At 48.3% G+C, this 11,118-nt stretch carries 7 protein-coding genes; all 7 read right to left on the bottom strand.

Going from position 1 to position 11,118, the window contains the following annotated elements; translation table 11 throughout:
• Positions 1–1,470: a DUF2079 domain-containing protein gene (locus LUQ50_RS05155; RefSeq protein WP_300037183.1), complete on the bottom strand. Its 1,470-nt coding sequence runs from the start codon at positions 1,468–1,470 to the stop codon at positions 1–3.
• A gap of 127 nt (positions 1,471–1,597) precedes the next feature.
• On the bottom strand, positions 1,598–4,648 hold the full coding sequence (locus tag LUQ50_RS05150) for a PKD domain-containing protein (protein ID WP_300037180.1): 3,051 nt from the start codon (positions 4,646–4,648) through the stop codon (positions 1,598–1,600).
• Between the two features lie 209 nt (positions 4,649–4,857).
• Entirely contained in the window at positions 4,858–6,438 is a 1,581-nt protein-coding gene (gene sepS, locus LUQ50_RS05145) for an O-phosphoserine--tRNA ligase (RefSeq protein WP_300037177.1), read from the bottom strand.
• Positions 6,439–6,445: 7 nt separating this feature from the next.
• On the bottom strand, positions 6,446–7,387 hold the full coding sequence (gene twy1, locus LUQ50_RS05140) for a 4-demethylwyosine synthase TYW1 (RefSeq protein ID WP_300037173.1): 942 nt from the start codon (positions 7,385–7,387) through the stop codon (positions 6,446–6,448).
• Positions 7,368–9,035: an arginine--tRNA ligase gene (argS, locus tag LUQ50_RS05135; protein WP_300037171.1), complete on the bottom strand. Its 1,668-nt coding sequence runs from the start codon at positions 9,033–9,035 to the stop codon at positions 7,368–7,370. Before argS ends, twy1 begins: the two co-directional genes overlap by 20 nt.
• Positions 9,035–10,306 (bottom strand): peptide chain release factor aRF-1, encoded by a 1,272-nt coding sequence (gene prf1 / locus LUQ50_RS05130; RefSeq protein ID WP_300037168.1) that lies wholly within the window; start codon positions 10,304–10,306, stop codon positions 9,035–9,037. The genes argS and prf1 overlap by 1 nt, the downstream gene beginning before the upstream one ends.
• Positions 10,307–10,384: 78 nt before the next feature.
• The coding region (locus LUQ50_RS05125) for a hypothetical protein (protein WP_300037165.1) at positions 10,385–11,118 on the bottom strand (734 nt) is incomplete at its 5' end.

The raw sequence follows: 11,118 nt of genomic DNA, 5'->3' as shown, positions 1-11,118 counted from the left end.
TTAATTGGGAACAAACACTCTTTCACATCTTTTTCCCATTATTTCAACAAGTTGAGGATTATTTTTCGTTACGTATAGTGACACACCGTCAGTATTGAGAACCTGCTGATATTGATTTTTTATCAAAGCAATATTTTTCTGAAAATCATCCGCATATTCAGGAAGTTTCGCATCAAGCAGAATTACATCTGCACTTACATTATAGTCCATGTAGATCTCCCGATGATTCGTTAAAAAGGGAAGAATATTCATTGGAGAAGCAACCGAAACATCTTCAGGAATTAAACTGATTGCCTGATGGAGAACCGGACTATGTTGCCAGGTAGGGACATGCCCTCCGTGTATTGCATACTGCAATGGAGGAATTACTGGGGACCAGAGAAGCGTAGATATGAGCGAAAAGCCAAGAATCAAAATCAAAAGATTCTTTTGTGGGATTAAATGTTTATTTGATTTGTTTGAGTAAATGCTTTTTATTCCAATGATGAAGGACATAAAAATGACAGGAATGATCAATGCTGAATAGTGCTGCCCCACATAGAAATACTCTGGATTCGGCGATAGAAGAATTTCAAAGAATGAGGGTAATGCAATTACCAGAACTAAAGAAGCTGCAAAAGGGATGAAAAGAAGAGGTCCAAAGAGTTGCAGTAAGTAATAAACCCGGTCGCTATTATGATCAGATAAATTTTCAGGGATATTTTTGTACTGATCCAGAAACTGATTGGCCGCCTCAAGATTTGTAGTGGAAAATGCAGGTTTAATTACCAATAAAAACGAGAACAGAACAATCAGAGATAAAAGAATGAGAAAAATAAAATTTCTGTTTTCTTTCAAAGTTTTTAAGCGATTCAGGTAAAGACCTACCAAACCCAGCATTAGAATTAGTAAACTGGCATCCTCTTTAATTAAGAGACAGAGACACCCACATGCCAGCATTAAAGTATTGCGTTTTGTAAGATACGCCCACAATGTCAGGCCAATAAAAACGGGGAAAAACGAACTTTCATAAAAATCACAATATGCTGCCCCCTGAACACATGGATATAAAAAATAGATCAACACGATAATGCACGCATTTTTTGATCCAAGATATTCCCTTGCACAGAAATACACGGGGATCACACCAAGAGTAATGAGAATACTCTTGAGAATAAACAAGGTTGCAGGTGCCGGAAAAAAATAGTAAATCGGGAGAATCGTAAAGAGGATTGGAGAAAAATGGACCCCAAAATGAGATCCACCCTCAAGAGAGTTCGAGAGTAATCCTCCATAGTGAATAGTACTATAAAAGGCCTGGTTAAAAATAACCGTATCAAACTGAGGATCAAAGACAGACAATCGGTACAATGAAAAAAGTGAGAAAAACATCACAAAACAGATTGCAGCGACCAATACAATAATATCATATCGATTATATTCAATTAATCGGTTGCCAACATGGATGACTTTACTTTTTTCTGGGTTCATTGATATCTGTATCGGCAGTATTAGAATTGGATACCATATCAACTATTACCAACCAGATCATTTCACATGGGAAAGAAGAAAAATCGAGATGAATACTATCACGGAAAAAATAGAAATATTTGATAGATTACCCGCTGGTCGACATCGCACTCATCGGGATAACTCCGTCCTGACCACCCTGATTCATCTGGGCAATCACATAAGCGGTTCTTCCTTCCATAACATTGACTTGTTGCTCAAACGGTTTGTACCCAGCAAGTTCAACCCGAACGGTGTGAACACCGGGTTTCACCTGTGAAAGCGTGATTGGAGTGTTACCCTGGGCAACCCCATCCATATATGCCACTCCATTTGCAGGTAATGAAGAAATCATAACATATCCGTACATCGGAGTCCACCATGACGGATAAAGAGCGGCAGTAACATAGGTAACACTTCCCCCTCCCATAACATTCACCTGCTGGTTCCAGTCAAGGTAATTCGGAGCAGTTACCCGGAGGGAATGAACACCCGGAGTCACATCAGCAAGCCAGAGCGGCCCGGTGCCGGCAAGGTTTCCATCAACATACACTGAAGAGCCGGCCGGATAGGTGTAGATACTGACAATTCCATTATTCGTTGGTTTTATGCGCATATCTGCGATGATCTCAGCTTCTTTTCCGGCTGCAACCGAGATATCACGCACATAATCAATAAAGCCAGGTTTACTAATGCGAAGCTGATTCACTCCAGCAGGCATGTTACCAATCCGGAATGTCTGAAGGAATCTGGTCTCACCCTGCAACTGATTATTCAGAAATACCTGCGATCGGTCCGGAGCATACGTGATCTTTACTGAACCTCCGGGTCCTGCCTGTGAGGCGGAAATGTAACCAGACTTTGTCACCGAATTAGTGGACTGGGTATTGCTTGCAGTAAGTTTGACAGTATAAGAACCTGGGTTCCGGTATACATGCGAGGGATTTGCCACCATGTCAGTTCCCCCATCACCAAAGTCCCAGGCCCACATGATCGGGCCTCCAATGGATCGGTCACTGAACTGAATAGTCAGTGGAACACTCCCAGAGGTTGGTGAACCGCTGAAGTCTGCAATGATTCCACCACCGGACTGAGATACAATGATATAACCTTCACGAACTTTTGTGCTACTACCGCCAGTCTGGCTGCTTGCTGTCAGTTTGACCGTGTACGTTCCCGGCTTGGAGTAGGTATGCGTCGGGTTTGCTATGTTATTGCAACTGCCGCCTGAACAAGAGGCATCTGCGTCCATTGGGATAACAACATCATCGCCAAAGTCCCAATTCCACATCGTCGGACTGCCGGTTGACTTGTCACTGAATTTCACCGTCAGCGGAGCAGCTCCGTTCGTTGGGGCTGCTTCGAAATCAGCAACCACACCACCGGACTGAGATACAATGATATAACCTTCACGAACCTTCGTACTGCTACCGCCAGTCTGGCTGCTTGCGGTCAGTTTTACCGTGTACGTTCCCGGCTTGGAGTAGGTATGCGTCGGGTTTGCGATGTTATTACAACCGCCACCTGAACAAGAGGCATTCGCATCCATTGGGATAACAACATCATCGCCAAAGTCCCACATCCACATCGTCGGACTGCCGGTTGACTTGTCACTGAACTTCACCGTCAGCGGAGCAGCTCCGTTCGTTGGGGCTGCTTCGAAATCGGCAACGACACCACCGGACTGAGATACAACGATATAACCTTCACGAACCTTCGTACTGCTACCGCCGGTCTGGCTGCTTGCTGTCAGTTTGACCGTGTACGTTCCCGGCTTGGAGTAGGTATGCGTCGGGTTTGCTATGTTATTGCAACCGCCACCTGAACAAGAGGCATCCGCGTCCATTGGGATAACAACATCATCGCCAAAGTCCCAATTCCACATCGTCGGACTGCCGGTTGACTTGTCACTGAACTTAACGGTCAGCGGAGCAGCTCCGCTCGTTGGGGCTGCTTCGAAATCAGCAACCACACCACCGGAACCTCCTACCAGGATATAGTTCTCGCGTTTTGTGGTGTGACTTCCCCCACTGTTTGTAACCGTGAGACTCACGGTGTAACTTCCTGGCCCCGAATACGTATGTGCGGGATTTGCCTGGTCAGATATCGTAGCATCTCCGAAATCCCAGTAATAAGAGGTCGGTGGTCCCAGGGAGAGATCCTTGAACTGGACAGTCAGAGGAGCAGAACCTGATACGGGGGTTCCTTCAAACATGGCAACCGGAGGTGGAATATCACCGGTCACTGAGATAAACTCTTTTTCAACCTTTTTGTCAGTTCCCTGCTGGTTCGATGCAGTCAGTTGTACCGAATAAATTCCTGCCTGTTGATAGGTATGGCAGGGAGATGCTACCGTATCATTCGTACCATCGCCAAAGTCCCACATCCACATCGTAGGACTTCCTGAAGAGGTGTCAGTAAATTGAACTGTCAGCGGTTTGGGACCGCTTCGTTTGTCAACCGTGAAGGAAGCCTTCGGACCCGCACCACTCCCACTTACGGTAATGTATCCGGTCTTCTCCTTGACACTTGATCCACTGGTCTGGCTGCTTGCAGTCAGTTTAACCGTGTAGGTACCGGGGGTGGAATAGGTATGTGTCGGATTCGCGATGTTATTACACCCATCACCAGAACATGAGACATCCATTGGAATTGGACCATCTCCAAAGTCCCACATCCACATTGTTGGATTACCCATTGACTTGTCCGTGAACTTCACCGTCAGCGGGGCATTACCACTAGTGGGAGTGCCTTCAAAGTCTGCAACAATCCCGGAAGGTGATCCTCCGGCACTCAGTTCCAGTTGCTGGATTTTTCCGGGTTCAAAAGGAATTACCTGATCTGCCTTGGTGTCACCGATGAAGAAACATACTGAAGAAGGGCCGCCTTTCAGGTCATCCTCCGATGCAGCAACAACCATCTTGTCGTCAAAGATACCGGTCCCACCAAACTTTCCCGGCTCTTTCAGAGTAAACTGGCCCCGAATCTGATCATTTATCTTCGCGGTGATCACTGTTCCTACAGGAGCTGGGCTTCCCTGCAATGAGACAGTCCCATAAAATTCAGCAGGAAGCGGCGGAACAGCCGCCGCACTCACCATCAATACACAGAGCAGAACCGCCAGCACCATTACCGGCCTTATTGTACGAATCCCATCCATATTTCCATCCCCATCTTCTGCTATCCGGAGTAGTTTAATAGAAACCTTTGAGTTTCAATTGTTTGAATGTTGTTCCGGTTCAAGATAATCTTTGCGGAAGTTACGCCCGAAGCAGAACGAAAATCGCAATAGTCGCAAGTTTAAAAATTATCACAAAAGAAGTATATCAGAAATAAAATACAGATCGCATCAGAATAAGAGGGGAAAAATCAAGAAGAGATTTCTGATCTGATTGTAAGAAAAACAGGGCCGCGGACATCGATCTTGCGGTTATTGTCAGTGATATATCGCATGGCATACGGAGCAATCTTCAGGTTGATATCACCAGGAAGCCTTGCCATTTTATACTGGACATTCGTCCCCTCTCCGCATCTGGCTGCTACCTCTATGGATGCCACCGCACCTGCGGCAGCGGTCTGAAGGAAGGAGAGCCCAACCGGAATTCCTTCCTTTCTAACCAGGGCAAACTTCTCGGTATCAGGGACTCCGAGGATGGATCCATTCAGTACAAATATCTCATTCATACAAGCAGGTCCGAGTAGTTTCGCCCCTTCTTCAGGTTCTTCAACAAACACAGAGACCTTCCGACCTGATAATTCCCCTTCCCATGCTTTGAACGAGCATGGGCCAACCGCTGTTGCATTGGGAAGAGCAGCGGTACAGATTGCCTGAACGATCTGGCGGCCGGCTGCGGAAGGTTCCTGTTCGAGTGAGACTGCCCGGGCAATATCAATATCAGAGTACTGGCGGGGAGCAAACTGAGGAAAGCACATCTCCCTGACATCATTGGATCCAGTGGAGATCATCGCAAGTCGTTCTACCCCAAGCCCCAGATTCATAACCGGAACCCCGACTCCATACCCGGCAAGCGATGATGGAGAATAGATACCGAAGGTTGCAACTTCCACCCATCCATGCTTCGGATGAGATGCGTACACCTCGGTCTGGGTATCAGGCATATAGTATTTAGACCGCTTATCATCAGGTCTGAACTCAAAGTCGGTGTACCCGAATGATGAGAGCAACGCCCGGGCTACCGCCTTCCCATCCTCCATGGTGACATCCTCGCCTGCTAACACACAGGAGGCCGAGTGGTAACTCATCAGGCGCTGGGCATCTTCAGCCTGTTCTCTGCGGAAACACCGGTCTATGGAGAAGAGCATGATCGGGTGGGGAACTTTCTCCCAGATAGCCCCAAGAGTCTGAAACCAGCCACTGGTCATATGGGATCGGAGTGTCTGCCGCCCGGATTCCGGTTTCAGCTCACGGAATTCAGGGAAGACCTGATCAAGAATCTCCACAACCAGTGCATCGTCTGTTTTTAGAACGGTAGCAAGTTCGTGGGTCAGATCATCTCCGTCAATCTCTGATTTTTTATAGGCATGCAGGGTCTTCCGGAGGGCTTCTTCCTCTTCTCCAGAGATCTGGCGGTTTATGATCCCAGAAATCTTCTCGATCTGATCCTTGCCGATACCAACATTGGGTCTTGGCAGACCACCCAGGTAAAAGACCCTGTCGAGCACTGCCATCGCTTCAGGACCAAACTGCCGGTAGACCTCCTGTTCATCAACGATGATCGGATTTTCAGCCTCGTCAAATCCCATCGCAAGGTAGGTTTCCCGCAATTTCTGAATAGTTGCAAATACCGGATGAGCAGCAGCTCGTCGGTACGCAAGCCGGGGATAGGTCCGCTCTACAGACGGGGGGGTCAGGACCGACGGTCCTGCATGCCAGGCCGCTTCATAATCATCCTTTGCCTGTTGTTTGAACTCTTCTGTATCAAATCTCATAGTATCCTCATGCGTTCGAACTCTTCTCCAGACAGATTACCCGGGACTGGGAATTCGCTCCCCTTACGGTGTACTCACAATGAGGGAGCATTGCCTGTACAAATGCCTCGATTTCAGGATGAAGGGGCATATGCCCGAGGGTGAGACGACGCTGGCTGAAACCTACATGCATGTACGACTTCACCTCCACAAATGAAGCACCACTCTCCTGAATAAGCCTGGCAAAACCATCCGGGTCATGATCATTGATGCCTTTGGCAACGGTAATCCGGATCGCGGTTCTTGCCCCCTGGTCTGTCTCTTTTCCAAGAGAGACCAGACTTTCCTGGAGTCGATCCCAGTAATCTTCAATCGGTTGAGCCACCTTCAGATAGGTCTCCCGATCAGTCGCAGTGAGTGAGACGTACTTCTGGAACGGGCTGCATGCCCTGAGTTCATCAGGGTTTGTTCCGTTCGATACGAGGAAGGTTGTGCATCCTTTCTGATTAAGCATCTCAATCAACTCAGGAAGATATGGATACAACGTTGGCTCTCCTGAGAGGGAGATCGCAACCTGATTAGGGGTGATAGCCTCATCCCAGCGTTCAGGAGTCACCTTTGGAGAGATCTTGTACCCGGCAAGTCCCTTCTTCTGGAGAAAGGGAATACGGTTTACAATCTCTGCAGGTGGGAGATCCTTCTCACCCGGATGTTCATGTTCAAAAGAACGCCAACAGAAGAGGCACCGGTGGTTACATCTGAGAGTGGGAGTCAGTTGCACACACCGGTGGCTCTCAATGCCATAGAACTGGTGCTTATAACACATCTCTCCCCCGGTCAACGCACGTTTGCACCAGAGGCAGGGTTTGAGCGAAGCAGAAGAGGAAGGGTCAAAGAAGAGATATCCCATCCTGCGGAGCGATATCTCAGGGCTGTGCCCATTTGGAATTTTACATCGCGCGGAGCGCATCGATCCCCAGCGTCTCAAGCGCCTCTTTCAGGGTATTCCTCGTCGCCTCAACTAGGGTAAGGCGACGGTTCCGCACATCTCCCTGTGCCTTGAGGACCGGTTCTGCATGGTAAAACGAGCCGAAGATATCGGCAAGTTCGCGGGCATATATGGCAAGCAGATGCGGTTTCAGTTCAGTTACTACCTGATCAATAACCTTGGGGAACCGGGCAATATGTTTTGCAAGCGCTACCTCACCTGCTCCTTCGAGATCATAACAAGGGGGGAAATCCCCGGCCTTCTCAAGGATGCTACAGGCCCGGGCATGAGCATACTGAATATAGGGACCACTTTGTTTCTCAAAATCAAGTGCATCCTTCCAGTCAAAGACGGTACTCTTTTCAGGGATCGTCTTTACAATATCATACCGGATCGCAGCCGCGGCAACCCCTTTGGCGATTGAGAGCCGGGTCTCCTCATCAAGTTCAGGACGTCTGGAAGTGACCTCTTCCATCGCACGCCGGCCTGCTTCCTCGATCAGTTCATCTGCTGAAATGAACGTTCCACGGCGGGTACTCATGGAACCTTCAGGCAAGGAGACAAACTCAAAGAAGACGATCTCAGGGACGATCTCGCCAAGCAGATCCATAGTTGCCTGAAGTTGTCTGCCGATAAGTTTGTGATCAGCCCCAAGCACATCAATCACCCGATCAAAGTTGTGACCTTTCCAGATGTGAAACGCGATATCCCGTGCTGCATACACACTGGTCCCATCTGACCTGCGGAGGATGTACTTCTTCTCGAACCCGTAATTGGCGAGATCGAGTGCAAGCGTCTCTTCATGAACAGCTTCAGGCATATGACCAATACGGGAGAGGATCTTGCTGGTGTCTCCGTTCCTCACAAAATCACTCTCATACACAAACCGGTCATGGTGAGCATGCAGACCAGCAAGTGTCTCCTTGAAACCATCAAGACATCGTTTGACCGGACCCTTGAATCTACGAATGACTGCTTCGTCCCCTTCTTCCACCTTCTGCATGAGGGCATCAATCTCTGCGGTAAGCGAGGGATCAGCAGTAAGATGTTTATTGGCTTCGATGTAGACATCAGCAATCAGGTGATCGCCTTTTCCCTCTGCGAAAACATCGGCATGCTGGCGGTCAATCCCCCAGGCCACAATCGCAATCTGCCGGCCCATGTCGTTGACATAATATTCAACCTCTAAGGGATACCCGGCTTTACGGAAACACCGGGCAAGTGTGTCACCGATGATGGTATTCCGGATATGGCCGACATGGAGGGGACCGTTTGGATTCGCACTTGTGTGCTCAAGGACAACCCGTACATTTTTCGGGGGGAGATTCCCGTATCCGGGTTTTATCGCTGCTTTCAGCACTTCAGCACAATAGTTTCCTTCAAATATGAAGTTGATGTACGGACCGGCAGCTTCTGTACGGACATTCAGCTCCTTCAATAACCGTTCCGAGATGGCATCAGTAATCTCCCTGGCAATCTGAACCGGGGCCATCCGCTTCTCTTTTGCCATGGCAAACGCAACGGTTGAGGCAAGATCCGCATGTTCTCCCCCATCAACCAGGAGAACATCTTCTCTGCCGGTATATTCCCGGAGTACTCCGGCTATCTTTTCGCATATGGAAATATACATTAAAATCCTGTCCTGTACCTGAGAATTGCGGCGATTCCACCAAATGCACTATATAACTGTGAACCTTCCTCAAAGTCGTCAGAGATGATAGCGACACCACTGTTACTCTGGTCAGCAAGTTGCGTCAGTTCATCGATGATATCGAACTCTTCTGCCAGAAAAAGCGGAGAAGTACATTTTGGACATGTGCCAAAATCAATCTCATCGGCATCCTTCCCAGGCTCCATCTGAACCGTTCGCTGTTCGGAAAATCCACAGGCATCACATTTAATGATCAGACGCGATTTTCTAAGTTTATCTGAAAGCAACAGCAGGTCTACCGATCCGAGTTCCAGATTGGCCCGCACACTCTGTTCTCCATAGGAAGCAAGGCCATTATCTTTGACCAGCTCCTTGAAGAAACGCTCCATAATATGCTTCTCTTCAATGACAGTCTGTCCTTTGAGCACATCCTCGGCAGCATCCACCAGTTCAGGAAGTCCACTCTCATTGGTGTATGCAACATCAAAGAGCCCGAGAACCCGCTTCTGCACCTCGTGATGCAGAAACTGACCTTGTTCAAACTCTTCCTTGGTCGGGGAAGGGCCACCGATCAACAATCCTTTAAATCGGTTAAAGTAGTCTTTCTCACTCAGGAATATCTCACTGGATCGCTCACCTACTTTTTTATAGAAATCATTGATAGCAATAAGACGGAGTCTTTCAAACCGGATACTTGACTGCCCTCCTTTTCGCTGCTTTCCTGGAACGGTAGAGGTGCATCCATTGATAGGATCGATCCGGTTTCCACGGAGAAAACCCCAGTATGCTTCCCGTCTATCCAGGACAAGAAGACCATATACTGACTTCTCTTCCAGCATGTCACGGAGCGGCTCAAGTTCGAACTTTGAACTACACCGGTACATGTAGAGATTGATAGGCTGGGGCGGAAGTACCACATCACACTCGAGATCCTGCCGATCTCCATGTTTGTTCACACTCCCGCAGAATATAGCCATCCCTTCTTCTGGTGCCTTATTATAATATTTGAGCCGGGCAAGAATGCTGGAGATAGCACTCTGTACGTTGGTCCGGGTCTGTTTCGATTTAATGTTGGCACACTGGCCAAACTCGTCCCGCAGCTGGGCGGTTACATCATAGATCTGCTTATCAGGGGGGATGTAAAGAGAGATCAGTTCGGTTCCACTGCCCTCTTTTGCCTCCAGCCGCTCAAGCATCTTTTTAAATTCATAACGCCGCCGTGCGTCATCATGTTCAACCGCTTCGCTCATGGCAACAAACCTGTATAGTAAGCTGGTATATATTGCGTCGGTGCAGTCTTAATATCTGCGGTACTACCAAAAAGAGAATCACTGATTCAGATAATCACCAAACTGGTTAAGAATTATCTGATCGACCTCATCATTCACCCCGTGCGTACCATTAAAGGTGAAAAACTGTGCTGAGTCACCTAGCACGGTTGCAAGTTTCTTTCCTGAATCAAGGGGAATGATCGGATCCTGGGGTGCGTGGATAATGAATGAGGGTCGTGGTGCAATTGTAGGCCCCATAACATCGGGGTCGATGCTGAGGAGGAAACTTCTGGCAGTTCCCTGATATTGATCACCCTGTCGCTCAAAACCGGATGTTGAGATTCCCACATATCCTGCAGATTGCTTATCAATCGCTGCAGCAACTGCAGCATACCGACCACCATTTGACTCGCCCACCATCCAGATCGGTATCGGCCCATACCGCTCATGGAGATACCGATCTGCATCGATCATATCAGCAATAATCAGGTAGATCTGTGGCCATTCTTCCGCAGAAAACTTTCCATAGTCTCTTTCAATATTCATTGGATACCCGGACGTGTTCCCTCCGTTTCCCCTGACATCCACAACCAGCACTGCATATCCCTGATGGGCATACGCAAGCAGATGATCAATATGACCAGAAGCAGGAACGCCTGCACCCGGTGCCCATACCGCTCCCTCTTTCGGATGATCCGAAGTGATCAGGACTGCAGAGACATTTCCTCCAAAATTTGTGAGAGTCAATGCTTCGATCGTAGCATTTCCATCGGCCTTCAGCGTGGTATTGG

This window comes from Methanospirillum sp. (genome assembly GCF_028679455.1).
Classification (GTDB): domain Archaea; phylum Halobacteriota; class Methanomicrobia; order Methanomicrobiales; family Methanospirillaceae; genus Methanospirillum.
The sequence above is the reverse complement of the archived record's forward strand: the minus strand, read 5'-3'. Positions and strand labels throughout refer to the sequence as shown.

Excerpts from the sequence above, each read along its gene's own strand:
- LUQ50_RS05155 (WP_300037183.1), bottom strand. The coding sequence starts at position 1,470 with ATGAACCCAGAAAAAAGTAAAGTCATCCATGTTGGCAACCGATTAATT.
- LUQ50_RS05150 (WP_300037180.1), bottom strand. The coding sequence starts at position 4,648 with ATGGATGGGATTCGTACAATAAGGCCGGTAATGGTGCTGGCGGTTCTG.
- sepS (WP_300037177.1), bottom strand. The coding sequence starts at position 6,438 with ATGAGATTTGATACAGAAGAGTTCAAACAACAGGCAAAGGATGATTAT.
- twy1 (WP_300037173.1), bottom strand. The coding sequence starts at position 7,387 with ATGCGCTCCGCGCGATGTAAAATTCCAAATGGGCACAGCCCTGAGATA.
- argS (WP_300037171.1), bottom strand. The coding sequence starts at position 9,035 with ATGTATATTTCCATATGCGAAAAGATAGCCGGAGTACTCCGGGAATAT.
- prf1 (WP_300037168.1), bottom strand. The coding sequence starts at position 10,306 with ATGAGCGAAGCGGTTGAACATGATGACGCACGGCGGCGTTATGAATTT.